Annotated in this window: 26 protein-coding genes; 9 read left to right on the forward strand and 17 right to left on the reverse strand. The window is 72.0% G+C overall.

Annotated elements, in window-relative coordinates; genetic code table 11:
* Positions 1–102 precede the first annotated feature (102 nt).
* Positions 103–1452 carry an ABC transporter substrate-binding protein gene (locus FRAEUI1C_RS20840; protein ID WP_041261155.1) on the reverse strand — a complete coding sequence of 450 codons (1350 nt, stop codon included), beginning with the start codon at positions 1450–1452 and terminating at the stop codon, positions 103–105.
* Between the two features lie 342 nt (positions 1453–1794).
* On the opposite strand from FRAEUI1C_RS20840, the gene FRAEUI1C_RS20845 reads away from it, so the two are divergent.
* A complete protein-coding gene (locus FRAEUI1C_RS20845; RefSeq protein ID WP_013425318.1) occupies positions 1795–2568 on the forward strand; it encodes an enoyl-CoA hydratase-related protein in 774 nt (257 codons plus the stop codon).
* Positions 2569–2697: 129 nt separating this feature from the next.
* Positions 2698–3843 (forward strand): thiolase family protein, encoded by a 1146-nt coding sequence (locus tag FRAEUI1C_RS20850; protein ID WP_013425319.1) that lies wholly within the window; start codon positions 2698–2700, stop codon positions 3841–3843.
* 48 nt (positions 3844–3891) lie between these two features.
* Here FRAEUI1C_RS20850 and FRAEUI1C_RS20855 read toward each other — a convergent pair whose 3' ends face one another.
* The 3 genes from FRAEUI1C_RS20855 to FRAEUI1C_RS20865 are packed head-to-tail and all read right to left on the reverse strand — an operon-like array spanning position 3892 to position 6720.
* Positions 3892–4794 (reverse strand): SDR family oxidoreductase, encoded by a 903-nt coding sequence (locus FRAEUI1C_RS20855; protein WP_013425320.1) that lies wholly within the window; start codon positions 4792–4794, stop codon positions 3892–3894.
* A gap of 49 nt (positions 4795–4843) precedes the next feature.
* Positions 4844–5638 (reverse strand): enoyl-CoA hydratase-related protein, encoded by a 795-nt coding sequence (locus tag FRAEUI1C_RS20860; protein WP_013425321.1) that lies wholly within the window; start codon positions 5636–5638, stop codon positions 4844–4846.
* Entirely contained in the window at positions 5635–6720 is a 1086-nt protein-coding gene (locus FRAEUI1C_RS20865; protein WP_013425322.1) for a TIGR03617 family F420-dependent LLM class oxidoreductase, read from the reverse strand. The genes FRAEUI1C_RS20860 and FRAEUI1C_RS20865 overlap by 4 nt, the downstream gene beginning before the upstream one ends.
* Before the next feature lie 97 nt (positions 6721–6817).
* On the opposite strand from FRAEUI1C_RS20865, the gene FRAEUI1C_RS20870 reads away from it, so the two are divergent.
* Positions 6818–7699, forward strand: a complete 882-nt coding sequence (locus FRAEUI1C_RS20870) for an SMP-30/gluconolactonase/LRE family protein (RefSeq protein ID WP_013425323.1) — start codon at positions 6818–6820, stop codon at positions 7697–7699.
* A 17-nt stretch (positions 7700–7716) separates the two neighbouring features.
* Here FRAEUI1C_RS20870 and FRAEUI1C_RS20875 read toward each other — a convergent pair whose 3' ends face one another.
* Positions 7717–9042, reverse strand: coding sequence for an ABC transporter substrate-binding protein (locus tag FRAEUI1C_RS20875; RefSeq protein ID WP_013425324.1), 1326 nt, complete (start codon positions 9040–9042; stop codon positions 7717–7719).
* Between the two features lie 36 nt (positions 9043–9078).
* On the opposite strand from FRAEUI1C_RS20875, the gene FRAEUI1C_RS20880 reads away from it, so the two are divergent.
* The gene (locus tag FRAEUI1C_RS20880; protein WP_013425325.1) at positions 9079–9711 is read left to right on the forward strand and encodes a TetR/AcrR family transcriptional regulator; all 633 of its coding nucleotides are present in this window, start codon (positions 9079–9081) and stop codon (positions 9709–9711) included.
* A gap of 99 nt (positions 9712–9810) precedes the next feature.
* Positions 9811–11007 carry a cytochrome P450 gene (locus FRAEUI1C_RS20885; RefSeq protein WP_013425326.1) on the forward strand — a complete coding sequence of 399 codons (1197 nt, stop codon included), beginning with the start codon at positions 9811–9813 and terminating at the stop codon, positions 11005–11007.
* A gap of 9 nt (positions 11008–11016) precedes the next feature.
* Here FRAEUI1C_RS20885 and FRAEUI1C_RS20890 read toward each other — a convergent pair whose 3' ends face one another.
* Positions 11017–12270: an ABC transporter substrate-binding protein gene (locus FRAEUI1C_RS20890; RefSeq protein WP_013425327.1), complete on the reverse strand. Its 1254-nt coding sequence runs from the start codon at positions 12268–12270 to the stop codon at positions 11017–11019.
* Positions 12271–12589: 319 nt separating this feature from the next.
* Between FRAEUI1C_RS20890 and FRAEUI1C_RS20895 the strand changes: the two genes are divergently transcribed.
* The 3 genes from FRAEUI1C_RS20895 (at position 12590) to FRAEUI1C_RS20905 (ending at position 14914) form a co-directional block, all read left to right on the forward strand.
* Positions 12590–13573: an LLM class flavin-dependent oxidoreductase gene (locus FRAEUI1C_RS20895; RefSeq protein WP_013425328.1), complete on the forward strand. Its 984-nt coding sequence runs from the start codon at positions 12590–12592 to the stop codon at positions 13571–13573.
* Positions 13574–13592: 19 nt separating this feature from the next.
* Positions 13593–14024, forward strand: a complete 432-nt coding sequence (locus FRAEUI1C_RS20900) for a nuclear transport factor 2 family protein (RefSeq protein ID WP_013425329.1) — start codon at positions 13593–13595, stop codon at positions 14022–14024.
* Between the two features lie 68 nt (positions 14025–14092).
* A complete protein-coding gene (locus FRAEUI1C_RS20905) occupies positions 14093–14914 on the forward strand; it encodes an SDR family NAD(P)-dependent oxidoreductase (RefSeq protein ID WP_013425330.1) in 822 nt (273 codons plus the stop codon).
* Positions 14915–14997: 83 nt separating this feature from the next.
* Here the strand turns inward: FRAEUI1C_RS20905 and FRAEUI1C_RS20910 are convergent, their stop codons facing one another.
* The 5 genes from FRAEUI1C_RS20910 to FRAEUI1C_RS20930 form a co-directional block, all read right to left on the reverse strand.
* Entirely contained in the window at positions 14998–16245 is a 1248-nt protein-coding gene (locus tag FRAEUI1C_RS20910) for an ABC transporter substrate-binding protein (RefSeq protein ID WP_013425331.1), read from the reverse strand.
* Between the two features lie 65 nt (positions 16246–16310).
* A complete protein-coding gene (locus FRAEUI1C_RS20915; protein ID WP_198318612.1) occupies positions 16311–17828 on the reverse strand; it encodes a carboxylesterase/lipase family protein in 1518 nt (505 codons plus the stop codon).
* 41 nt (positions 17829–17869) lie between these two features.
* Entirely contained in the window at positions 17870–19111 is a 1242-nt protein-coding gene (locus tag FRAEUI1C_RS20920) for an ABC transporter substrate-binding protein (protein ID WP_013425333.1), read from the reverse strand.
* A gap of 40 nt (positions 19112–19151) precedes the next feature.
* Positions 19152–19463 carry an AtuA-related protein gene (locus FRAEUI1C_RS20925; RefSeq protein WP_013425334.1) on the reverse strand — a complete coding sequence of 104 codons (312 nt, stop codon included), beginning with the start codon at positions 19461–19463 and terminating at the stop codon, positions 19152–19154.
* A complete protein-coding gene (locus FRAEUI1C_RS20930) occupies positions 19460–20797 on the reverse strand; it encodes an acyclic terpene utilization AtuA family protein (protein ID WP_041261158.1) in 1338 nt (445 codons plus the stop codon). Before FRAEUI1C_RS20930 ends, FRAEUI1C_RS20925 begins: the two co-directional genes overlap by 4 nt.
* Before the next feature lie 83 nt (positions 20798–20880).
* Here FRAEUI1C_RS20930 and FRAEUI1C_RS39680 point away from each other — a divergent pair, with 83 nt between their 5' ends.
* Positions 20881–21816: a LysR family transcriptional regulator gene (locus FRAEUI1C_RS39680; protein WP_013425336.1), complete on the forward strand. Its 936-nt coding sequence runs from the start codon at positions 20881–20883 to the stop codon at positions 21814–21816.
* Between the two features lie 22 nt (positions 21817–21838).
* Here the strand turns inward: FRAEUI1C_RS39680 and FRAEUI1C_RS20940 are convergent, their stop codons facing one another.
* From FRAEUI1C_RS20940 to FRAEUI1C_RS20965, 6 genes are all read right to left on the reverse strand, one after another.
* Positions 21839–22213, reverse strand: coding sequence for a fluoride efflux transporter FluC (locus FRAEUI1C_RS20940; RefSeq protein ID WP_013425337.1), 375 nt, complete (start codon positions 22211–22213; stop codon positions 21839–21841).
* Positions 22210–22578, reverse strand: a complete 369-nt coding sequence (locus tag FRAEUI1C_RS20945; RefSeq protein ID WP_013425338.1) for a DUF190 domain-containing protein — start codon at positions 22576–22578, stop codon at positions 22210–22212. The genes FRAEUI1C_RS20940 and FRAEUI1C_RS20945 overlap by 4 nt, the downstream gene beginning before the upstream one ends.
* On the reverse strand, positions 22575–23051 hold the full coding sequence (gene crcB, locus FRAEUI1C_RS20950) for a fluoride efflux transporter CrcB (RefSeq protein WP_013425339.1): 477 nt from the start codon (positions 23049–23051) through the stop codon (positions 22575–22577). The genes FRAEUI1C_RS20945 and crcB overlap by 4 nt, the downstream gene beginning before the upstream one ends.
* Before the next feature lie 215 nt (positions 23052–23266).
* Positions 23267–24343, reverse strand: a complete 1077-nt coding sequence (locus tag FRAEUI1C_RS20955; RefSeq protein ID WP_013425340.1) for an LLM class flavin-dependent oxidoreductase — start codon at positions 24341–24343, stop codon at positions 23267–23269.
* Positions 24340–24816 (reverse strand): nuclear transport factor 2 family protein, encoded by a 477-nt coding sequence (locus FRAEUI1C_RS20960; protein WP_013425341.1) that lies wholly within the window; start codon positions 24814–24816, stop codon positions 24340–24342. Before FRAEUI1C_RS20960 ends, FRAEUI1C_RS20955 begins: the two co-directional genes overlap by 4 nt.
* Complete coding sequence (locus FRAEUI1C_RS20965) at positions 24807–25298, reverse strand: hypothetical protein (RefSeq protein WP_013425342.1); 492 nt, start codon at positions 25296–25298, stop codon at positions 24807–24809. The genes FRAEUI1C_RS20960 and FRAEUI1C_RS20965 overlap by 10 nt, the downstream gene beginning before the upstream one ends.
* Between the last annotated feature and the right edge of the window lie 230 nt (positions 25299–25528).

The following is a 25528-nucleotide window of genomic DNA, read 5'->3' on the forward strand; positions in this document are numbered from 1 at the left end:
TCCGCGCGAAATGGCCGGAGCCGAACGGTCGTTCGGGTTCGGTTGGGTGATCACCAGACGGGCCCAGGCGCCGCTGGCGTCCGGGCCCGTCACGGTTCGCGGCTACTTCTTGACGAGCACCGAGCCACAGCTGAGCGAGCCCACCAGGTGCCAGGCACCGTCCTTGAGCTGCGCGAGCGTGCTGCACGGTGTGGCCACGAAGTGGTTGAGCGGCCACCGGGTCTGGGGAAGCGCGCCCGGGAGCTCATAGGTGTAGTTGGTGTTGAGGACGGACAGCAGCTTGTCCACCGTCAGATCCCGCCCGGCCTTCTGCGCGGCCGTGAGGAACATGTCGGCGGCGAAGTAGCCGGCCATGGTCGCGAGACTCGCAGCCTGGCCGGGCGCGTACTTGGCGAGATCCGCGCGCATCTGGCGGATCGCCGGGTTGGCGTCGTCGAGCGCGGGCAGCCACTGCACGGTGCCATAGGCGCCGTCGAGGTCCTTGAGCGCGGCGAGCCGGGGGTCGAAGGTCGGGCTGATCTGCTTCCCGGTGTACCCGGCCGCCTTCAACGCGGTCGTCAGCTTCAGCACCGACTGGAAGTCGGACGTGTGGAAGACGACGTCCGGCGGCTGGCCGTTGTTGGACCGCATCACGGCCTGGACCACCGGCGTCGGGTCGGTCAGGCCGCTCGCCGGGATCGGGTTCTGCGCGTAGACCACGTGCAGGCCGCCGGCCTTCGCGTACGCGGCGAGGGTCGTGACCCCGGCCCGGGCGGAGTCGTTGTCCACGCCGACGAACGCGATCGTGTGCGAGGCCGGCTGTCCGCCGAAGGCGGCGTTGACCGTGTAGGCCAGGCCGTTGTTCGCCAGGTTGCCGGCGGCGAACTGGCAGCCGGTGATGCCGAACCCGATCGTCGTGGCGCAGTAGCCCTGGTTGAAGCCCCAGCCGAAGAACGGCACCACGTTCTTGCAGAAGGTGTCCAGGTAGCCGGTGTTGCTGGTCATCAGCGGCACGGCCGCGAAGATCTTGTCCTGCTCGACGAGCTTGTTGGCGGCCTGCGCGTTGCGGGTGACGTCCTGGCCGTCGTCCAGCACGCCCACGAACTTGATCTTGCGGCCGTTGATGCCGCCCTCGTCGTTCGCGCGGTCGAACCGGGCCTGTGCGCCGGCGTCGGTTCCGGCCATCGAGCTGCCATTGGGGCTGGTCAGATAGGCGAGCCCGCCGATGGTGATGCTGTCCGAGGTGACTCCCCTGGTCGGGTCGGCGGCCTTGGAACCGCACTTCAGGTCGGCGTTGTTGACCTGGTAACCGCCGTCGCTCCAGCCCGAGGGCGGTCCGGCGGTCGGGCCGACCTTGAGGAAGCCCGAGCCGGTCGAGGCCGGCGCCCCGCCGGAGGAGCCGCACGCCGCGAGCCCCAGCGCCAGGACGGTTCCGACGACGCCCAGCGCGCGGTACCGGGAACTCCTTCTCATGATCGGCATAACGGGAGCCTCCCGTTCGTGTGCTGCGCGAGCGGGTGAACCGACCCCGCGGGCCCGGCCGGCGGCCGGGCCTTATCAGGCCACGAGCCGCGTGGCAGATCGAGCATGATCACTCCTGTGTCGTGGCGGACCGAACGCCCGGCAGCGGGTCGGCGACGCGAGCGGCAGCCTCCACGGCCGCCGCCAGCCCCTCGGGTCCTCACCTGTGACCGGCCGCCCAGGCAAGCGTGTGAGCTAGGGCACATTAGCATTTACTATGTGCCCACTGCTACTCATGTGTTTCGCGAGCCCGGAGAGGCGGCCGTCCTGGCCAGAGCCACAGGAGTGATCGCCATGGAAGCTGGACCACCTCGCCCGGAGGTCAGGATCGACCGGGACGGCCCCCTGGCCGTGGTGACCGTCGATCGCCCGGGTACGCGCAACGCCTTCGGGCCCGACACGCTGCATCACGTCGCGGGCGTGATCCGGCAGGCCGCGGACGACGGCATCCGCGCGCTCGTCCTGACCGGCGACGGCGAGGTGAGCTTCTCGTCGGGAATGGACCTGAAGGCACTCGCCAGCGCGCCTCGCGAGCAGCTGGCCGCCGCCGTGGAAGCCTTCGACGCCGCGCTGGACGCGGCCGACCGGCCGCCGCTCATCGCCGCCGTCAACGGTGCCGCGACCGGCGGCGGCTTCGAGATCGCGTTGCGCTGCGACCTCGTCGTGGCGGCGGACCACGCGACCTTCGGGCTGCCGGAGGTCCGGCGCGGGATCGTGCCGGGCGGCCGCGGCACGCTGCTGCCGGGCCGCATCCCGATCGCCGTCGCGCTCGAGATCGGGATCGTCGGCGAGCCGATCAGCGCGGCGCGGGCCTACGAGCTCGGCCTGGTGAACCGGGTCGTCTCCGCCCCTGAGCTGCTGGACGTCGCGCGGGGCCTCGGGCGCCGGATCGCCGCGAACGGCCCCCTGGCCGTCGCGCGCACCCGCGCACTGATGTGGACAGCCGCGACCGAGTCGGCCGCGCTCGCCTGGGAGGAGACGCGGCGCGTGCGAGACGACCCCGACCTGGCCCGGGAGATGCGGGAGGGCGTCACCGCCTTCCTGGAGAAGCGCGCCCCTCGCTGGTGACCGGTCTCCACCCCGAGCATCCGGCCCCTGTGACGGTCCCCTCACGCCTCAGCCGGGTCGGTGCCAGGCCTCCCGGCGCGGAATCATGACAACATAGTAAGTACTATATTCATCGACCGAGGGGCGTACATGCGGGACGCAGTGATCGTGGAGGCCGTGCGGACGCCGGTCGGCAAGAGGAACGGGTCGCTGTCCGGGGTGCACCCGGTGAGCCTGTCCGCGCACGTCCTGCGGGCGCTGGCCGAGCGCAGCGGGATCGACCCGGGCGTCGTCGACGACGTGATCTGGGGCTGCGTGTCCCAGGTCGGCCAGCAGACCCTGAACATCGCCCGCAACGCGCCGCTGGCCGCGGGCTGGCCCGAGTCGGTCACCGGGGTCACGGTGGACCGGCAGTGCGGCTCGTCCCAGCAGGCCGTGCACTTCGCCGCGGCCGGCCTGGTCGCGGGCCAGTACGACGTGGTGGTGGCCGGTGGCGTCGAGTCGATGAGCCGGGTACCGATGTTCAGCGCGCTCCTGGACGAGGACCCGCTGGGTTCCGAGTTCCTGGCCCGCTACGGCGGAGTAGCGCCCAACCAGGGCATCGGCGCGGAGATGATCGCCGAGCGGTGGGGGTTCTCGCGCACCCAGTTGGACGAGTTCTCCCTCGCCTCGCACGAGAAGGCCGCCGCGGCGCAGGACGACGGCCGGTTCGACGCGCAGATCGCGCCGGTCACGCTGGACGACGGCACGGTCGTCAGCCGGGACGAGGGGGTACGCCGCGGCGGCACGGTGGCGAAGCTGGCCGGGCTGAACCCCGCCTTCAAGCCGGACGGCGTGATCACCGCGGCGAACAGCTCACAGATCTCCGACGGCTCCGCCGCGCTGCTCATGACGACCAGCGAGAAGGCGCGGGAACTGGGGCTCACCCCCATCGCGCGGGTGCACACGGCGGTGCTCGCCGGCGCCGACCCGGTGATCATGCTGACGGCGCCGATCCCCGCCACCCAGAAGGTGCTGCGCAGGTCCGGGCTGCGCCTGGACGAGATCGGCGCGTTCGAGGTCAACGAGGCCTTCGCGCCGGTGCCACTCGCCTGGCTGGCCGACCTCGGCGCCGACCCGAAGGCGCTCAACCCGAACGGCGGCGCGATCGCGTTGGGCCATCCGCTCGGCGGCTCGGGCGCCCGGATCGCGACCACCCTGGTGCACCACCTGCGCGACAACGGCATCCGCTACGGCCTGCAGACCATGTGCGAGGGCGGTGGCCAGGCGAACGCCACGATCTTCGAGCTGCTCTGACGAGCTGCTCTGAGACGAGGCGGCGGGCGCGCGGCGGCGGCGCGACGGCTAATGGGCCGGGTGGCTCGCGAGGAGCCGTTCGGTCTCGTCCCAGAGCCGCTGGGCAAGGCCGAGGTCGGCGGCGACGGGACTGAGCGCCGCCGGCCTCCCCCTGTCGAAGTAGACCCCGGTGGTGCCCGCCAGCTCCGGGGAGGTCGCGAGGGTGATCGAGGGGGCCGCTCCCCTCGCCGGGCTCATCGGCTCGGGCAGGTTCGCCAGGGCCGCGCTCGACGCGGCCGGCTCCTTCGGCATCGCCACCGCGCGGGCCAGGTCGGCCTCCCGGGGCTGGCCCAGTTGGGTCGCCACGTAGCCCGGGTTGACGGCGTTGACGGTCACCCCGGTGCCGGCGAGCTCGCGGGCGAGGACGTGCGTGAAGTAGATGTTGGCGAGCTTGGACTCGGCGTACACCCGCAGCGAGTGGAACTCGTCCCGGTGCTGCAGGTCGTGGAAGCAGAGGCCGTCCGGCGCCGCGCGGTAGGCGCCGGAGGAGACCACGACCACGCGGGCCGGGCCGCTCTCGACGAGCCGGTCGCGCAGCAGGCCGGTCAGCAGGTGTGGGCCGACGTGGTTGACGCCGAAGGCAGCCTCGAAGCCCTCCGCGGTCTCCCACCGGTGACCGCCGGGCGCGAGGCCGGCGTTGTTGACCAGCACGTCGATCCGTGGATACCGGTCGAGCACGGTCGCGGCGAACTCGCGGATCGAGGCGAACGAGGCCAGGTCAAGCCGCACCAGGTCGGCGGGCCCGCCGGACCGGCGGCGGATCTCGGCCACCGCGTCGGCGCCGCGGCGCTCGTCGCGCGCGCCGACGACGACGTGCCAGCCGCGCTCGGCGAGCCCCGCCGCCGTCTCGAAGCCGATGCCGGTGTTCCCACCGGTGACGATCGCGACAGGTCGCGGGGCGTCGCCGTCCATGGTCTGGTGCCTCCTCGTTGTTCGCCTGACGAGGCGAGGGCCGCGGTTCTCAGGTGTCGGACCAGTCGGTGCTGACCTGGCCGTGCCAGTGCGGGGGTCGCCGTTCGAGGAACGCGACGACGCCCTCCCTGGCGTCGGGCGCGCCCATGGTGTGGTGATGCGCAGCCGTCTCGCGTTCCTCGACGCCCGCAGGGTCCAGCCCCCAGCTGTCCCAGAGCAGGCGCTTGCTGTACGCGACGGACAGCGGCGCGGTGTTCGCGGCGATGTCGCGGGCCAGTGCGAGAGCGGCGGGCAGGACCTCCTCGTTCGGCAGCACCCGGCTGCAGACGCCCAGGCGGTACGCCTCGTCGCCGTCGAACGTCCGGCCGGTCAGCAGGATCTCGGCGGCGGCGGACATCCCGGCGATCCGGGGCAGCGTCCAGTGCGAGTAGGCGTCGCCGAGCACGCCGCGGCGGACCTGCACGACGCCGTACTTCGCGTCCGCCGCGAAGATCCTGATGTCGCACTGCAGGGTGAGGGTGAAGCCGATCCCGATCGCGTGGCCGTTGACCGCCGCGATGACGGGCTTGCGGACCCGCCAGGCCGGCATGGACAGCCCCGCCGCGCTGAAGGCCGAGGCGTCTCGGCTGGCGAACGTGTCCCCGCCCGCGGTCATGTCCGCGCCGGCGCAGAACGCGGGCGGCGTGCCGGTGAGCACGACCGCGCGGACCGCGTCGTCGGCGTCGCAGTCGCGGTAGGCCTCGGCGAGGTCGCGGGCCATCGCGCCGCCGAACGCGTTGCGGACCTCCGGCCGGTGCAGGGTCAGCGTGGCGACCCCGTCGCTCACGTCACGCAGGACGGTCATGACGCGGCCGTCCCCACGGCCGTTCCCGCCGCCGTTCCCGCGGCAGCGGCGCCGGCTTCGGCGGCCGGCGCGGACGCCGCGCGCAGGGCCCGCGCGAGGTCCGCGAGCAGGTCGTCCCCGACCGGATAGCCGGGGAAGTAGGCGCAGACGCGGTCACAGTGCCCGAACCGGCGGACGATCTCCGCGGCGACCTGGTCGGGAGTGCCGAACACCCCGAGCGTCCCGAGCATCTCGTCGTCGATCAGCTCGGTCATCCCCGCCCAGTCCCCGCGCTTCGACCGCGCGTTGAGCTCGGGCTGCAGCTGCCCCCAGCCCTCGACGTCGAGCACCTGCCGGTAGGACGGCGTGGAGCCGTAGAAGCCGAGCACTCCCCGGGCGGCCCGGGCGGCGGTCAGCTCCTCGTCGGTGCGCCCGACGGCGACGATGACCTCGGCGGTGATCTCGAGATCCGCGCGGGACCGGCCGGACGCCGCCAGGCCGGCCTCGATGGCGGGCATGGTGCGCTCCCTCATGTGCCGGTCGCTGTTGAACGGCATCACCAGGATCCCGTCCGCCACCTCGGCGGCCATCTGGTTCATCTTCGGGCCGAGCGCGCCGACCAGCACCTTCGGCAGGCCGTACGGGTTCGGCCCGGGGTTGAAGGCGGGGGTCATCAGGGTGTGGCTCGTGTACTCGCCGCGGAAGTCGAGGCGGGTGCCGTTCTGCCAGCTGTCGAGGATCGTCTTGGTGGCCAGCACCCACTCCCGCATCTGGGCCACGGGCCGGTCCCACCGGGCGCCGTACCGCTTCTCGATGTGCGCCCGGACCTGCGAGCCGAGCCCGAGCCGGAACCTCCCGCGCGACAGCAGCTGCAGGTCGTAGGCCGCGTGCGCGAGATGCAGCGGGCTGCGCGGGAACGCGATCGCGACGTTCGTCAGCAGGTCGAGCGAGCACACCGGAGCCGCCGCGACCAGCGGGAAGAACAGGTCGTGCGCGTTCTCGAAGCTGAAGACCCCGTCCACGCCGGCGCGTTCCAGCGCCTGGGCCCGTTCGGCCGCGTCCACGACCGACCCGGATAGCATCACGTCCAGTTTGAGCGGCATCGCCGGTCCCTTTCCTCGTGGCGCGCGTGTCGCCGTCGTCTTCCCGCACTGTGAGACCGCTGGCGTCCGGTGCCGTCGAGAAGGACGGAGAGGCCCGATGAACGACCGGAACGCAACCGTGGTGTTAGCCGACGGATTCACCTTCCCGGAGGGACTGCGCTGGCGGGACGGCTGGCTGTGGGTCGCCGACCAGACCACCGGCACGGTCTGGAGGATGACCGAGGAGGGCGTGGCCGAACCCGTCGCCGAGGTTCCCGGCGGCGCGTCCGGCCTCGGCTGGTTGCCGGACGGAGACCTGCTGGTCGTGTCGATGGCCGACCGCCAGGTGCTGCGCGTCGACCCGCGCACCGGCGCGACCACCCCGCACGCGAGCCTCGCCGGGCTGCCCGGCTACCGGCTCAACGACATGGTCGTCGACGCCGACGGCCGGGCCTACGTCGGCGACTTCGGCTTCGACCCGCAGGCCTTCGTCGCGCGGTTCGGCGCCGCCGCGCTGACCGGCGACCAGGCTCCGACGTCGATCCTCGCCCGGGTCGACCCCGACGGCTCGGTCCGCGTCGTCGCGGACGGCCTCCAGTTCCCCAACGGCTGCGTGATCACCGCGGATGGCCGGACGCTCATCGTCGCCGAGACCTTCGGGAGCCGGCTGACGGCGTTCGACCGGTCCGAGGCCGGCGACCTGTCCGGGCGGCGGACCTGGGCGAGCCTCGACGCTCGCCCCGACGGCATCTGCCTGGACGCGGACGGCGCGATCTGGGTCGCGAACGCCGGAGCCCCCGAGTGCCTGCGGGTCGCGCCGCCCCGGGCCGGAGGGCCGGCGGCGGTGGTCGACCGCGTGACGACGGGCGCCCCGGCCTTCTCGTGTGCCCTCGGCGGCGCCGACGGCCACACCCTGTTCGTCGCGACCTCCCAGCACTCCCCCGGCGGCGGCGCCGCGGGCCGGGTCGAGGCCACGCGGGTCGCCGTACCCGCCGGCTGAGCGTCCCATCGGTTCGGCTACAGCGAGTTGATCGGGTGCTGCGGCCGGTGGTACCCGTCGAACCGCAGCTCGCCGCCGCGCAGTTCCCGGATCGTCAGGAAGTCACCCTTGTAGCCCTTGTGATCCCAGGGGCCGAACTGGATGTAGGTGGCCGGGCCGCCGTTCGTCGCGGGCATCCAGCGGATCCGCTCGATGCCCTCCTTGACCTCCTCGGGCGTGGCCATCGCCGCGTTGGCGACCCCGTGGATCGCGACCCGCGCCGTGTCATAGCCGAGGGCGACGACGACGTTCTTCGACACCCGGCCGAACCGCTTGGCGAAGCGGGCGACCATGGCCTCGTAGTTCGGGTTGGTGCCCTCGACGCCGAGCTGGTCGATGCCGTGCCAGCCCTCCAGGCCCTGCGCCCACCGGTTGGTGTTGGAGTAGAACATGAACGCGGTGCCCATGACCCGCGGCGGGTCCCAGTCGAGCGCCTTGAACGCCTCGGCGAAATGGAAGGTGGAGTAGCCGTAGCCGCCGTAGTAGAGGCCGGTGATGCCGTCCTCACGCATGGACCGCAGGTGTTCGGTCAGGCCGCGCGGGTTCGGCCCGAGCTTGATGTCGCGGGCGATCGTCAGGCCGAGGCTGTTGCACTCGTCGCGGAAGAAGCCGGCGTAGTCACGGCCGGAGCTGCCCTGCTCCCAGAACATGCCCACCTTGCTGTGTCCCTGGGCCTTCAGCCACTGCGCGCACATGACCGCCTCGGTGGGGATGTCACCGTTGGCGATGGTGAAGCAGTACTCGCTGGCGAACCGCCAGGCGCCGGTCCACGCGAGGACCGGGACCTTGCGGCGGTTGACCAGCTCCTGCAGTGACAGCGAGTTGTCGCTGATCTCCGGCCCGATGACGACGACGCAGCCCTGGTCGCACAGCCACTCGTAGCCGGTGCGGGTCTTCTGGAAGTTCTCCCGGGGCAGGCCGCGGGCGTCGGCGATGACGAGCCGGACCGGCCGGTCGTAGATGCCCTCGTTCAACGCGTCCTCGAAGGCGAGGATGGTGGCGTTGACCCAGTCGAAGATCAGCTGGCCGTTGTCGATGTCCATCAGCAGCCCGATCTTGACGGGCTCGAACGCGTCGCCCTGAGTCGCCACGCCACGTGAGGGCGGATAGACGACGATGTCCGCATGGGCCTTCTCGCCGATGCGGCCACCGCCCTCGTACCACCGGGTGGCGTCACCGACCGTGGGCGAGTCGGTGCCCGAGACGACGTTGCTGACCGCGCGGTCGGGCTCGGTGATCCCGTGGTCCACCGGTGCCGGGAACATCCGCTCCACGAACTCGCTGTCCGAGTACGAGCTGCTCATCCACCGCTCCATGATCCGAGAGGCTAGAATTATTACGTGTCACACCCTAATGTAAATGAGAGCCAGCTGGCCACGTACGCGGCGGAATCGGCCCGTGGGCGCCCGCGTGACCCTCAGGTCGACGAGCGGGTCCGCCTCGCCACCCTCGACCTGCTCAGCGAGAAGGGCTTCGCCGACACCACGATCGCCGCCGTCGCGCGCCGGGCCGGCGTCGGCGCGCCCGCCATCTACCGACGCTGGCCCACCCGGATCGCCCTGATCGAGAACGCGATCTTCCCCGGCTTCGACCAGGTCGTCGTACGGCCCACCGGCGACCTGCGCCACGACCTCAAGCGCTACGTCGACGCGTTCATCGCGACCTTCGACCAGCCGGCGGCCCGCGCGGCGCTGCCCGCGCTCCTGAGCGTCTACCAGTCCGACCCCGAGAGCAACGCGCTGATGGGCCTGCGCATCGGCGGCAGCGTCCGCGAACCGTTCCGCGAGATGCTGGCCGAGGCCGCCTCCGGCGACGGGAACCTCGATCTCAACAGTGACGACGTGCTCGACATGCTGATCGGCTCGGTCGTGTTCCACGTGTTCATCCGCCGGTTCTCCGGGCGGGACATGACCGGTGACTACATCGTCGAGCTGCTCGCCCGCGCCGTGACCGCCGGCCCGGCCGCCTCCTAGCGGCGACCGCCGGCCACCGAGACACCGCTGGCCGCCGTTGCATCACTACATAGTCCTCACTATCCTGCGCGTAGCCACCCGTGGGAGAGGACGTCCGTGATGACCCGAGCTGGGCTGACCTATGACCCGTCCTCGTACGAGACCCAGGCCGACCCGTTCCCGGTCTATCGCCGGCTGCAGGACGAGGAGCCGGTCCACCACAACGCCGAGCTCGGCTTCTGGGCGTTGACCAGGTTCGACGACGTGCAGGCCGGCCTCACCGACCATGAGACGTTCAGCTCCGCCCGCGGCAACCTGATCGAGATGATCCAGGCTCCGGAGCCGCCGCCGGAAATGATCATCTTTCTGGACCCGCCGCGCCACGACACCCTCCGCAAGCTCGTGAGCAAGGCGTTCACCCCCAGGCGGGTCGCGCGGCTCGAGGACGACATCCACACCCTCGCCACCGGGTGGCTCGACGAGCTCTCCGACGGCGCGGGAGACGTGGTCGCCGACTTCGCCGGCCTGCTGCCGATGGCGGTGATCGCCCGCCTGCTGGGCGCGCCGGACGCCGACCAGGCGTGGATCCGGCACAACTCCGACCGGATGATGCACCGCGAGGAGGGCGACCTGGCCAGGCCGGCCGACGCGGCGGAGGCCGGCGCCCAGCTGTGGACCTACTTCAGCGACCTGCTCGACTCCCGCCGGAAGTCCCCCCGCGACGACCTCGCGTCCGCGCTGGTCGAGGCGACGCTCCCGGACGAGGACGGCAGCCCGCGGCGGCTGACCGACGTCGAGAGCGTGTCGTTCTGCATCCTGCTGGGCGTGGCCGGGAACGAGACGACCACCAAGTTGATCACCAACGGCGTGCTGGCGCTGGCGGACCATCCGGCCGAGCGGGCGCGGCTGGTCGCGGACCCGGGACTGTGGCCGCGCGCCGTCGAGGAGCTGCTGCGCTACGACCCGCCGTCGCACTACCAGGGCCGGGTCACGACCAGGCCGGTCACCTGTCATGGCCACGAGATCCCGGCCGGCGGGACCGTGCTGCTGATCAACGGGGCGGCCAACCGGGACCCGCGGGCCTTCGACGAACCCGACGCGTTCCGGCTGGACCGGCCCAGCGACCGTCACCTCGCGTTTGGCCTGGGGGTGCACTTCTGCCTCGGCGCCTCGCTCGCCCGCCTGGAGACCAGGATCGCGCTGCGGGAGTTCCTGCGCCGTTTCCCGGACTACGACGTCGACCGCGCCGGCATCGAGCGCGCCTACTCGTCCAACGTGCGAGGCCTGTCGAAGCTGCCGTTCACCACGAAAGGCTGACCTGGAGGGTCAGCCTTCCAGGCGGGTGCCGCACCATTGCTCGCCGCCGTTCGGGGCCGGCTGAAGCTGGAAGGCGGTTCCCTGCGGATTGACAGTCATGAAGGTGAGGCAGAGCGCCGGTCGGCCTCTGTTGGTGCTGAAGTCGACGCCACCGGGGATGAGTCCTGACGCGTCGTAGTGGCGGGTGTTCCGCAGGTTCGCGATGAAGGCGGCGCGGGTGGGGCACGCACCCGCCTCCTTGAGGCCGGTGACCAGCATGTCGGCGACGCCGTAGCCGCCGACCACGACCGTCTGGTCCGGGTTGTCGACCTCGGGGGCGAAGCGCACGACGGCGTCCCGGAAGCGGGTGAGCGCCGGCGAGGTCGACTCGAACGAGATGTGCGTGACCGACGCGGTCGTACCGGCCAGGTCGCCGCCGGAGCGGGCGAGCAGCCGCCGGTCGTAGATCGCGCTGGACAACGCGACCTTGAACTTGACGCCCGCCTCACGCGACGCCGCGACGATCTGGCGGAAGCTCTCCGAGTCGAGCTGCGCGATGAGCACGTCGGCGTGGCTGGCGGCGATCGTCGCGGCCGTCCGTTGGGGGGAGGTCAGGCCGCCCGTGAAGGGGATCGTGGCGACCGTCGCGACTCCGGCCGCGTGCAGGCTGGCGGTGATGGCGCCGCTGTAGGAAAGGCTCGCGGCCGATCCCGCGTCCATGACGATGGCCGCCTTCGTCCCGCCGCGCGCCGCGACGAACTTCCCGTCCGTGCTGGTTCCTCCGGTCTCGGCGCCGTCGTAGGCCGTCGAGAACATGTTGGCGTAGTCGTCCCACGCCTTCTCCGTGGCGAACCCGACGACCGGGACACCGAGGCCCGCCAGGTAGGCGGCCGAGCCTGACGCGGCGATGCTGAGCTGCCCGAGCGCGAAGGCACCCTGCCGGCCGACGAGGTCCTGCGCGGCGGCGAGGTTCCCACTGGTCGTGTCGGCGTCGTCCGCCCACACGACGTCGATCCGGCGGCCGTCGACGCCGCCCTCCTGGTTCGCCAGCGCGATACGCGCCTCGAAACCGCCGCGCGCCGCCGTGAACGTCGAGGACACGGCTCCCGTGTCGGAATACGCCACACCGACCCGGATCGAGCCACCCTGCACCCCGGGCGAGCGGCACGTCGACGCGGTCGCCGCGGACCCACCAGCACCACAGCCGGCAAGCGCGACGCATAACATCACGGCGCTACCGGCTCCCCCGACAGCACGGGACCGCTTTCTAGCGGTATTTCTCATGGATTTCCGTCCTCGCAGAAGACAGTGCGGAATTGTGGAAGGGCCGGGCGCCGATCCGCGGGCGAAGCGGCCGCGCGCGTCCGGCGGCCGTGGCGCTGGCACGTCCGCGGGGCGGGACCGACGGTTAGCCGCGGGCGACCCGGTCGAGTCGCGCGGGGGGCCGTGGGGCGCGGCCCGGAGCCATTTACGATACGCTCTCGACCGTAACTTATCTAGCCAGGCCGAGAGGCCGAAGGAGTCGCGATGACGGGCCGTCGTCCTGCGTGGAGGCCACCCGGCGGTGCCCGTTCCGGCCCGGGCCGAGCCTTAGGAGCGAATCGTGTTCGCCCTTAGATTCGACATGCGGGCACCCGCCACCGGTGCCGCGGCGACGGAGCTGTACGCCGCCGCCCTGGAGATGAGTTCCTGGGCCGAGGCCCGGGGCTGTGTCAGCGTGCTGGTGTGCGAGCACCACATGGCTGCCGACGGCTACCTGCCGGCACCGCTGATCTTCGCCAGCGCCCTCGCGGCGCGCACGAGTACGGTGCCCATCTTCATCGCGGTCGTCATTCTCCCGCTGCGTGACCCGATCCGGCTCGCCGAGGAGATGGCCGTCCTCGACCTCGTGAGCGGGGGCCGGGTCTCGTACGTGGCGGCACTGGGGTACCGGCCGGCCGAGTACGAGATGTTCGGCGTCGACTTCCGCCGCCGCGGCGCGATCGCCGAGGAGAAGCTCGACCTCCTGCTGCGCGCGAAGTCCGGGGCGCCCTTCGAGCACGAGGGACGCCGGATCCACGTCACCCCGGCGCCGGTCACGCCCGGCGGCCCGATGGTCATGTGGGGTGGCGGCAGCCAGGCCGCGGCGCGCCGGGCCGGGCGCCACGGCGTCGGCTTCTTCGCGCAGAGCGGCGACCCGAAGCTGGGGGTGGCCTACGAGCAGGCGTCCCAGGAGGCCGGCCACGTGCCGGGCCTGTGCATCCTGCCGCCGCCGGAGCTGCCGATGACGACCTTCGTGGCCGACGACGTGGACCAGGCCTGGGATGAGCTCGGGCCCTACCTGCTGCACGACGCCGTCAGCTATGCGGCGTGGAACGACCCGGCGTCCGGCACCACGAGCCTGTCGTTCGCCCAGACGGTCGACGAGCTGCGCGCCGAGAACCGCAGCCACCGCATCCTGTCGGTCGACGAGGCCGTCGAGCTCGTCCGCTCGGGAACGCCGCTGAGCCTGCATCCACTCGTCGGCGGCCTTCCACCGGACATCGCCTGGCGCTACCTGCGGACCGTCACCGACACCGTCCTGCCCGCCGCCGGCGCGACGGCCTAGAACATCCAGGGAGGCTTCCATGTCCGATTACCGCGAAGACCAGGCAAGCATCAGCGAGGTGCTGATCCGCTACGCGACCGGGATCGACCGGCGGGACTGGTCACTGTTCCGAACCTGCTGGACCCCCGACGTCGAGGCCGACTACGGCGACATGGGGCGTTTCGGCGGCGCCGACGCGATCACCGAGTTCATGACAGCCGTCCACAAGGACATGGGCAGCACCCGCCACCAGCTCTCCAACTTCGTCATCGAGGTCGACGGCGACCGGGCCACCGCGTCCAGCTACGTCCATGCCGTGCTCGCGCTCTCGCCCACCGACCCTGCCCTCTGGATCGACGCCGTCGGAGGCTACGAGGACGAGCTCGTGCGCACTCCCGAGGGGTGGCGGATCAGCCGGCGCACCTTCCGGCCCACCCGCCTGATCAGCAGCACCGACCTGCCGAAGGCCTGACGACGACGCCCGTCGGCAATCCCTCTCACCCCGGTCGGCGTTTCGACCGACCTGACAGGAGCCAGCTCATGACGTTCGCTGACGACTACGGACCCTGGGCGCTGGTCGCGGGCGCGTCCGACGGGGTCGGCGCCGCGTTCGCCGAGGCGCTCGCCGAGCGTGGCGTCAACGTGGTGCTGCTTGCCCGCCGGCAGGCCCTCCTTGACGAGGTGGCCGCGGGAATCGGTGCCCGCACGGGCGTCGAGACCCGGGCCGTCGCCGTGGACCTCGCCGCCCCGAACGCGGCGGCGACGGTCGCCGCCGCGACCGCCGGACTGGAGATCGGCTTCCTGGTCTACTGCGCGGGTGCCGACCCGAACTACGAGCACTTCCTCGCGAACCCGATCGAGACCGCGGAGGCGATGGTGCAGCGCAACTGCACCGTGCCGATGCAGCTGTGCCACCACTACACGCCAGGAATGGTCGAGCGCGGCCGCGGTGGGGTCATCCTGCTCGGATCGGCGGCCGGCTTCGCGGGTGCGCCGAACATGGTCGCGTATGCGGCCACGAAGGCGTTCGACATGGTCTTCGCCGAGGCGCTGTGGGCGGAACTGCGGGACAAGGGCGTGGACGTCCTGGGGCTCGTGCTCGGCAAGACCGACACTCCGACCCTGCGCCGGCTGGAACATGCCCGCGGCCAGCTCGCCGGGCTGGACACCGCGCCGAGCGACGCCGCCGCCGTCAGCGACGTCATCGCCGAGGGCTTCGACAACCTCCGCAACGGTCCCACCTGGGTCGTGGGCGAGAAGCTGCGGGAGGCCGTCTCGATGATGGGTTCGCTCCCCCGCAACGACCTGGTCCGGTTCATGGCGCAGGCCGCCGAGGAGGCGATGGCCGGCAACGGCTCATAGCCCGCGAAACGTCGAGCGGCTCGCGCGTCCCGCTACGGGCGCGCGAGCCGCTCGTTCGCCGGTCCCAGCCCGCCGGTGTGGGCTCAGGAGACGGTTACGCCGTTGACCGCGGTGCCGCAGATGGGGTCGGCGCCGGGGACCAGGTGGAAGGTGGTGCCTTTGAACTGGGTGATCCAGGTGCAGTTGTCGACGCCGCCGATGAGGGTTTCGCGGTCGTTGATGTCGAGTCTGCGCCCACCGAACAGGCCGAGGGCGTCCCAGTCGTGCACCTTCGACAACGCGGTCGTCAGGGTCGCCGGGTCTGGCGTTCCGCCGGCATCGGCGAGGCCGCGGACGAGCAGGCCGATCGAGGTATAGGCGTTGTACTCGGCGTAGGTCGGGGCGCCGGTGGTGCCGGTGGCGCGCAGGTCGGCGGCGAACTGTCTCGTGGCCGCGGTCCCCATCTCGACCGGTTCGTAGCCGAGCGCGAAGTAGACGTCCTGGGCCGCGTTGGCCGCGCCCGGCCCGGCGTCGAGGAGGTCGCCGCCGTAGCCGTCGGGCAGCAGGGCCGCCTTGAGGCCGACGCCCTGCTGGCGTAGCGCGGTGATGAGAGCGAAGGACGTGTTGGGCGCCGTCGCCGAGGTCACGCCGTCGACCGCGGCGTCCTTCATCGCCAGCGTGACCGGGCCGACGTCGGTGCTGCCGAGCGGGAACTGCGCGTTGACGTAGCCGACCTTCAGTCCGGCGGCCCGCGCCGATTCGGCGGAGGCCTTCGCGGAGGCGGCGGACTGCGGCGCGATTCCGTAGCCGAGCGTTCCCAGGCTGGTGACGCCCTTCGACTTGAAGAACTGGCCAAAGGTGGTGGAAACCTTCGACACGTGCAGGGCGCCCATGACCGCGAACATGTTCGTGGCGGTCTCCCACTCGGGCCCGTCAGCCGACGAGCCGATGACGGGCACGTGATGGGCGGTCAGATAGGACGCCGCGGCGAAGGTGAGCCCGGACTGGGCGATCACCGCGGTGACGTGGTCCTGCGTGACCAGCTTCTGTGCGGCGCTCAGCGCGGTCGCGGGAGACGTCTCGGTGTCGGCGAGAACGTATTTGACCGTGTAGCCGTTGCGGGCAGCGTACTGGGTCCCGGCTTTGACGCCTTCCGTCGTCGTCTTGTTCGCCGACGCGCCTGGACCGGTGGCGTCGTATAACACCCCGATGGTGACGGTATGGCCGGGGGATTTCTGGCCGCCGGCCGCGGCGGTCGGGCTCGCCGACGAGTTGGCGCCGCACCCGGCGACGGCGGCGGAGACCGCCGCGCCGGCGGCGACCGCCGTGAGCGTTTTCCGAGTGAAGAACACGTGTTTCGCCTCGCTCTGGAGAAAACAGACGATGCTGGGTCGTGGAGGTGGGCGTTGCGGGCAGCTCAGGCTGGCGAGGTCCACGCGCTGGTGACGTCGTCGTCAGGCGGTTCGGTGATTCCGTCGGCGTCGCCGCCGAACTGGCGGGTGTTGGCGCTGGCGGCGGGGTCGTATACCGGCCAGCCGGGGTCGCCGGTGGCGGCGAAGAGCGCCCAGGCCCGGGTCAGGTCCTGCTGGACCTCGACGAGTTCGGGCGTGGCTTTCCCGAACCGTTCCAGGCCGTCGAAAAGGAAAAGGAGGTCGGCGGCGTGGAAGGCGCCGAGTTCGGTGCCGAAGGGTTCCGCCGCGAAGAGATAGGTGTGCGCTCGGCCGCCGGCGGCCGTCTGGGCGGCGGCCAGTCGGCTGGCGGGCAGCCGGTAGACGGCGTCGGTGAGAAACAGGGTGCGCAGGTCGGCGAGGCTGGCGTTCGGAGCTCGGTGGCGGTAGCCGGCAAGGAGACGCTCGGGGGCGGCGACACCGGCCCGGCGGATCTCGGCGAGCAGCGCCGCTTCGTCCGCGGGTTGGTAGGCGGCGCCCTGCATGACCTGGAAGAGGCGGACCTCGTCGCGGTTGGCGCCGACGAGCAGGCCGATGCCGGCGGCGGCGCCGTCGGTCACGGCCTGGTGGGGGTGGCGGGGGACGACGGCTCCGTCGTGCACGACGCCCCAGGAGCGTCCGCCGGGCAGGTTGCGGCGGCCGATGTCGCTGTCGACGACCGAGCTCTGAACGTCCAGAATCCGTTCGACCGGCAGGTCGAGGAGCCCGTCGACCGACTTCAGGTCGAGCGCGGCCAGGAGGTCGGCGGCGATCGCGGTGGCGGTGGCGGTGTCGAAGATCCGCGCGGTGCTGCCGCTGCTCAGGATCGCCCGGTCGAAGGTGCCCGCGGCCGCGGGCATCGTGAGCAGCGCGCCGACGCAGAACGCTCCGGCGGACTCGCCGGCGGCCGTGACGTTGCCCGGGTCGCCGCCGAAGGCCGCGATGCTGTCGCGGACCCACCGCAGCGCCATTGCCTGGTCCTGCAGGCCGAGGTTGCTGCTGCCCTCCCAGCCGGGGCCACCGAGGTCGGCCAGGTGCAGGAAGCCGAGCGCGCCGAGCCGGTAGTTCGCCGTGACGACCACCGCGCCGGTCAGCCGGGACAGCGCCGCGCCGTCGGTCATGGGCGGGGCGGCGGAGCCCACGTCGAAACCGCCGCCGTAGAACCAGACGATCACCGGGCGGCGACCGGTCGGATCAGGGGTCCAGACGTTGAGGTAGAGGCAGTCCTCGTCGTAGTCGATCTTTGGTGGCCCTGCCGGGCCGGTGAGCGGGGTGGACGTCGCGGCCGTGGCGGTGCCCATCAGCGCGGGGGCGCGCTGCGGGGGCGCGGCCCGAAACTCGGTGGCGTCTCGAACGCCCGACCACGGCCGGGCGGGCCGTGGGGGCCGTAGTCGCAGCGGTCCGACGGGTGGTGCGGCGAACGGGATCCCGGCGAACAACACGCCACCGTCCCGTGGGTTTCCGCGCAGCGTCCCCGTGGGCGTGTGGACCAGGCAGGGGTCGGTCATCATCATGAGCTCCCGGCAGTTCCTTGATTCGGCGCCGCTGGTCAGGAGACGGTCACGCCCTTGAGCACCGTGCCGCAGATCGGGTCGGCGCCCGCGACCAGCTGGAACGTGCTGCCCTTGAACTGGGTGATCCACAGGCAGTTGTCGGCACCGGCGACGATGTTCTCCCGGTCGTTGATGTCGACCCTGTGAGTACCGAGCAGGCCGAGGGCGTTCCAGTCGTGGACCTCGGACAGCGCGGTGATCAGTGTCGCGGAGCTGGGCGTGCCGCCTGCGTCGGTGAGGCCGCGGACGAGCAGGCCGATGGAGGCGTAGCCGTTGTAGGCCGCGTAGGTCGGGGAGCCGGTGGTTCCCGTCGCGCTCAGGTCGGCCGCGAACTGCTTCGTGGCCGCGGTCTGCATCTCGACCGGTTCATAGGCCGTCGAGAAGTACACGTCCTGGGCCGCGCCGGTCGCGCCCGGCCCTGCTGCCAACAGGTCACCGCCGTAGCCGACCGGCAGCAGCGCGGCCTTCAGCGCGACGCCCTGCTCGCGCAGCCCGGTGATCAGCGCGAAGGATGTGTTGGCCGCGGTCGAGGCGGTCACGCCGTCGACTCCGGCGGCCTTCATCGCGATGGTGGCCGGGCCGACATCGGTGCCGCCGAGCGGGAACTGCGCGTTGACGTAGCCGACCTTCAGGCCGGCGGCCTTGGCCGACTCCGCCGCGGACTTGGTGGCGACCGCGGACTGCGGCAGGTTGTAGCCGATCGTTCCTACGGTGGTGACACCTCGCGCCTTGAAGAACTGCCCCAGGGTCGAGGCAACCTTGTTCTGGTGGATCGCGCCGAGCACCGGGAACATGGTCGGGGTCGTGGCCCACTCCGTGCCGTCTCCGGAGCCACCGATCACGGGAATGTTATGGGCCGCCAGGTAGGGTGCCGCGGCGAACGTCAGCGCGGACTGGGCGAAGACCGCCGTCACGTGGTCCTGCGTCACCAGCTTCTGGGCGGCGGTCAGCGCCGTCGCCGGAGACGTCTGGGTGTCGGCGAGAACGTATTTGACCGTGTAGCCGTTCCGCGAGGCGTACCGGACCCCGGCTTTCACGCCGTTCACGGCCGACTTGTTCCCCGCGGCCGCCGGGCCGGTGACATCCACTAAAACGCCGATTGTCACGGTTCTCGTGAGGGGACTCTGGCTGCCGCCAGAAGCGGCCGGCCCCGCCGACGATCCCCCGCATCCGGCGACAGTGGCCGCCACAGCCGCTGTCGCGACCACCGACGCCAGTACTTTCCGACCGGGAAACATCTATTGCCTCGCTCTCGGAGATACGAAATTGGTCGAGATATCAGTTCGGGGCGGGCAGGTCGAGTTCGAGCATCCAGAAGCTGAGCGTCTTGCCGTGGCTGTCGAGGGCGAGTGATCGCGTCACGCCGCCGTCGAGTGCGTCGTGCAGGACGAACTTGAGCGCCGCGAGCCGCGGGAGCTCATAACGCACGATGGCGCCGCGAACGCTCTCGCCGAAATGGGCGCGCACGCGTTCGGTGGTCACGTGCCGGCGGATGTGCTCGAAATCCGCGATCCGGTAGGCGATCACGGAGATGTCGGAGATGTTGCCCTTGTCGCCCGCGCGGGCGTGGGCGAGTTCGTAGAGCCTCATTCGCCAGTCCCGATCAGCGTCGTCCGGGCCGTCACGTCCACGCGGAGCAGGAAGACCGAGGCGATGCCGACGTCCTCCGTGGCCGTGCGGGTCACGCCGCCGCCCCCGGCCGGACCGTTCAGCCACAGCGCCGCGACCTCCTGCCCGACCCGGCGGGCGCTGCGCAGGTCCGGAGTCCGCGCCGCGACGCGAGCCCGGACCTCCCCCGGCTGGCCGCCAGAGCCAGAGCCGGGAAACACGGAGTCGACCCCGATCAGCTCGTACCTGGCCTCCCGTACGGGAATGGCGTCCCGGGTCAGCCGCTCCCGCACGAGGTCGAGGGCGAGCCGGCCCCGGGCCACCGCGTTGGGGCCGGCGTAGGAGATCTGCCCTTCGCCGATGAAGCCGTCGAGGTAACCCACCGAGACCTTGAGCGTCTCGGGCCGAGCCGTGCCCCGGACACCGGACACGGCCACCCGGTCGGCCCCGACCTGCGTGAGCTCGGTCGCGACGAAGTCCGCGACGACGTCCGGGGTGACGTAGCGCGCGGGATCGTGGATCTCGTAGAGCAGCTGCTCGGTCACCGTCGCGACCGACACCTCGCCACCGGTGCCCGCCAGCTTCGTCACCACGAACGAGCCGTCCGCGCGCACCTCGGCGAGCGGGAACCCGAGCCCTGCCAGGTCGTGGACGTCCTTGACGCCGGGATCGACGAAATAGCCGCCCGTCAGCTGGCCGGCGCACTCCAACAGGTGGCCGACCGCGGTTCCCGCCGCGAGCCGGGTCCAGTCGTCGTGCGCCCAGCCGAACTCGTGCACGAGCGGGGCGAGGAACAGCGACGGGTCCGCGACCCGACCGGCGACGATCACGTCGGCGCCCTGGTCGAGGGCGCCCAGCAGCGCGTCCATCCCCAGGTAGGCGTTCGCGGAGATGACCTCGCGGAGCGACGACACCCGCCCCGGGCGCTCCAGCAGGGGAGGGTCGGCGCTCCGGACGGCCGGGAGGACGTCGTCGCCCGTGATCGCCGCGATCCGCAGGCCGTGCAGCCCCAACACGGCGGCCCGCGCCGCGACGCGGTGGGCCGCGCCGAGCGGGTTCGCGGCGCCCATGTTCGTGATGATCGTGGTGCCGTTTCGCACCGCCGGTTCGAGGACCGCGTCCATCCGCTCGTCGAGCCACTCGTTCCAGCCACCGTCGGGATCCCTGCGCCGCTCCAGCTGCGCGAGCGCGATGCTGCGTTCGGCGAGGCACTCGAAGACGAGGTAGTCCAGCTCCCCGCGGTCCGCCAGGTCCACGGCCGGAGCGATCCGATCGTCGGCGAAGCCCGCGCCGGCGCCGATCCGGATCGTCCTCACCACACCACCTCCGGCGCCGATCCTGGCCCGGGCGATGCATGCGACGCAAAGACCAAAAGTGTATGCTTTCATGCATCACAGACATGGATCGCGCACGCACGACAGACCTCACGGTCGCGAGGGACCTCACGATCGCTCAGCTGCGATCTGTGCTCGCTGTCGCCGAGACCGGATCTTTCACCGCGGCGGCGGCACGGACGCTGCTCAGCCAGCCGGCGCTCAGCCGGACCGTGCAGGACGTCGAGCGCACCGTCGGGACGCGCCTGTTCGACCGCACGACGCGCTCGGTCACCCCCACCACCCAGGGGCGCGAGTTCCTCGCCGTCGCCCGCGACATCGTCGGCGGCTTCGACGACGGCCTCGGCCGTTTCGCCGCCTACGTCGACGGCCGCAGCGGCACCCTGCACGTCACCGCCCTGCCGTCGCTCGCGGCGACCGTCCTGCCCGACGTCGCCGCGGCCTTCGCCGCCGAACGGCCCCAGGTGGGCGTCCGCGTCCTGGAAGGCAACGCCTCCCAGGTCCTACGGCAGCTTCACGACGGCCGCGCGGACCTCGCGCTCACCGAGGACCCCGGCCAGGTCCGCGGCCTGCGCGTTCAGGCCGTCGGCGAGGACGAGATGATCGCCATCGTGCCGCCCGGCCACGAGCTGCAGGCCGCCGGCCGCACCACCTGGAAACAGCTCGCGCGTTATCCGTTCATCGCGATCGAGTCGGGCACCAGCCTGCGCCGCCTCGCCGACGACGCGTTCGCCCGCGCCGGAGCCGCGCCCACGCACCGCATCGAGACGACGTCCGTCGCGACAGCTGGCGGCCTCGTCGCCTCCGGCTTCGGCGTCTCGGCCGTCACCCGCGCCGTGCTGCCCCTGGTCGCCTTCGCCCAGACAGCAGTCGTCCCCATCGACGAGCCGGCCATCGCGCGATCGATCGCGCTCGTCCACCCGGAAGTCCCCCAGCCGTCGGCCCTCACCATGGCCTTCGCCGCCGCGGTAACCGCCGCCCTACGGCGCCGGTCCGGCTAGCCTCCGCGCGGGGCTGGTTCGGCTAGCCCCACAGCGCCTGGGAGAACGCGACGCCGAGGACGGCGGCCCCGAGGGCGGCGAGCGCGCTCCCGAGGATGTTCGCGGCGGCGAGAGCCCGGGAGCCGGTCTCGGCCAGCCGCAACGTCTCGTACGAGAACGTCGAGTAGGTGCTCAGCGCCCCGCACAGCCCGGTCCCGACCAGGGCCGCCACCCGCGGGGAGGCCGCGCCGGCGGTGACCGCGCCGGTGATGAATCCGAGCAGCAGGCTCGCGGTGACGTTGACGGCGAACGTGCCCCAGGGAAAGACCGTGTCGTGGCGTGCCTGCACGGCCCGGTCGGTCAGGTAGCGCAGCGGCGCGCCGACGGCGGCGCCCGCGATGACGAGCAGCCAGTTCACCGGTCGCCCTTCCGGCCGGCATGGTCGCTCTTCCGGCCGACATAGCGGATGACCTCGACCTCGTCGAGGATGACGAGCCCCTCGCCGACCAACTCGTCGAGCTCGGGCAGGAAGCCGCGGATCCGGGCCTCGTCGTCGACGATGACGACGGCGACCGGCAGGTCCTCGCTCAGCGACAGCAGCCGACTGGTGTGCACGATCGAGGACGCGCCGAACCCCTCGACGCCGTGGAAGACACTGGCTCCGGCGAGGCCGGCGTGATGCGCCCGGTGCACGATCTCCGTGGACAGCGGCCGGTGGTGCCAGAGGTCGCTTTCCCCGACGAACACCGTCAGCCGCAGCGCCCGGCCGGTCAGTCGTGTCACGCCCGCCCCCTCGCCAGTCGCCGCGTCGCCGCCGCCGCGAGCCACACGGCACCGAGCGCGCCGGCCATCGTCGCGGCCAGATAGCCGAGCGCCAGGCCGGCCCGACCGGCGTCCAGCAGCCGTTGTGTGTCGACCGCGTAGGTGGAGAACGTCGTGAACCCGCCGAGGATCCCGGTGCCAAGGAAGGGGCGGACCAGGGGGTGCGCGGTCCGCACCTCGGCGATCAGGACCATCAGCACGCCGATCGCGGCGCAGCCGGACACGTTCACCGCCCACGTCGTCCACGGGAACGCGCCAGCCGGGGTCGGCCACGCCAACGCCGCCCCGTAGCGGGCGCAGGCACCCAGCACCCCGCCGGCGGAGATCACCAGCAGCAGCGCGACCGGCGCCCGGCGCAGCTCACCGCGCTGCGCCGGAACATGCAGATCGACGTCAGGGTCGGTGGGCTCGGGTGCCGGCTCGACCTTGGTCACAGCCAACCTCCTACCTGCGCGGCGCCCAGAGCTCGATCTCGGGCGTGACTCGTCACAAGTAGGGACCGTTGGCGGCACGAACACCGCGGTTCGGGTACGGCGGGCCCCACCGCCGCGGCGGCCCGCAGGCTGCCTGACCCCACACTATCGCCCGCGGGCCGCCAGCCGCCCGCCAGCCTCCGTCTCGATCCGAAGCCGGCGGATTTCCGCGCCGATCAGGGCGGCTCGGGCAGGCCGATCGGGCCCGGCCCCCAGCCCCAGGGCGGGTCGGGAAGCTCCCGGCGCAGCACGGGCGCGATGTCGGACTGGAAGAGCTCCAGGCTGGCCCGGTGCTGGGCGGCGGTGAGACCGCTGGCCTCGGCGTGCAGGTGCAGGACGCTGTGCCCGAACCGCTCGTGGTAGCGGTGCACCTTCTCGACGATCTGGGCCGGGCTGCCGATCAGGGCCGAGCTGCGCTCGACGAAGTCCTCCAGGGTCGAGAAGACCGGCTGCATCCCGAGGCTCTTCTGGAAGGCGAGCTGCCCCTCGAAGACGGGCCGGTAGGCGTCGAGCGCGTCCTGCGAGTTGCGGGCGGCGTAGTAGCCCGCCGTGCCCGCGCCGACGGCGATCGCGGCCGGGTCGTGGCCGTAGTGGGCCCAGCGCTCCCGGTAGTAGCGGACAAGCTCGGCGTAGGGCTCGATCGGGTTGGTGACATTGGCCGAGAACAACGGGTCGCCGTAACGGGCGGCGAGGTCCACCGACTCCCTGCTGGTGGCGCTGCCGTGCCAGATCCGGATCGGTCGCTGCAGCGGCCGGGGCCAGACCTCGGCCTCGCGCAGCGGCGGACGGAACCTGGTGTCATAGGTGATCTTGTTGTCGCGCCAGAGCCGGCGGAAGACCTCGTACGACTCCGCGTTGCGGTCCCACTGGTCCTCGGGCGTGACGTGGAACAGGTCCCGCTGGGCCGCGCCGTTGCCCTTGCCGATGATCAGCTCCAGCCGGCCGCCGGCCAGGTGGTCGAGCGTCGCGTAGTCCTCGAAGGCGCGGACCGGGTCGAGCAGGCTCAGCGTGGTCACGGCGGTGAACAGCCGGATCCGCCGGGTCAGCGCGGCGACGTGGCTCAGCACCACGGTCGGCGACGAGGAGATGAACGGGCGCTCGTGCCGCTCCCCCACCCCGAACCCGTCGAAGCCGAGCTCCTCCGCCAACAACGCGCTGTCGAGCACCGCGCGGAACCGGTCCGCGGTGCTCGGCACCGCGCCGGTGATCGGATCCGGCGCATGGACGATCAGCGTGATCGTGATGAACCTCATGACGCCGCCCGGACCGGCGCAGCCTCGCCGGCCGGCCGCGGTGCCAGCCAGGTGGCCGTGGACAGGCTCCGGGCCGAGGGGCCGTCGGGGTCGTCGTCCGGCCGGTTGCCGCGCGTGACCTGCCGCTCGGCGATCCGCCAGCCCAGCGGGGTGCGCACCACGGTGTCCTGGTAGTCACCGGACCCGGCCGTGCCATCGCCGCGGATCACGAAGTACTTCGCCCAGACCCGCAGCGTGTCCTCGTCGACCCGGTGGACGGCCACGTCCGTGGTGTGGTGCGGGAACATCACCCGCCCGAACGGCAGCCCACCGACGACCCGGGCCAGCGGCGCCTCACCCATCACCGCGTCGGCGGTGTACGCCCCGGGCACGGCGGCCAGGGCGAGGTTGTCGAACTGGTGCGGATGCCGGGCGAGCAGGTCGCAGACCTCGGCGTAGGTGGCCGCGTCGACCGGCACCACCGTCACGCCCATGGCGCCTCCCCGTCGCCGTCCCCGATGACGGCCGGGCCGCCGTGGCGTGGGTGGACGGTGCGCCGGGCCACCCGCCAGCCGGCTGGCGTCTCGGCCAGGACGTCGAGGACGTCGGCGCTGGCCACGCTCCCGTCGCCCGCGATTGTCACCAGCCGGCTCCAGGCGGCCAGCCCGGCGGGGACGCGCTTCACCTCGGTGTTGACGACGTGGTGGGACGGCGACGTCGCCGGTTCCAGGGCTGGCGGGTCGACGAAGACCTGGGCGAGCAGCTCCTGGTCGGCGTTGTCGATCGCGTGGCCGAAGCGCGCGAGGACCTGCGCCACCGCCGCCGTCTCGTCGGCGGTCGCCGCGGGCAGCGCGGCGAACGCGGCGTAGGTGGCCGGCAGGCGGTGCTGCTCCACCCTCACCCCGGCGCTGTCGCGCACGCCACCGGGTGGGGAACCGCCGGGCCGCAGGTGCCCCGCGATGTGGTCTGTCGTCACGTCGGCACGCTAACCCCAATCCCCGCCACTCCCGCCGTTTTGTAACGCGACTGAAGCGTCCGGCGCTGACCCCGGCAGCGGGGCCGGGCCGGGGGCCGGCCGGGTGATCGCCGATTTCGCCTTCAAGTGGTCGTGAGTCGGGTCGTCTCGCAACCGGCTCAGGGCCAAAACGACGATCATGCTCGGGGTTCGGCACGGATAGCCGTTGCCGGGGGCGGCTCGAGGAGCCG

This window comes from Pseudofrankia inefficax (assembly GCF_000166135.1).
GTDB lineage: Bacteria > Actinomycetota > Actinomycetes > Frankiales > Frankiaceae > Pseudofrankia > Pseudofrankia inefficax.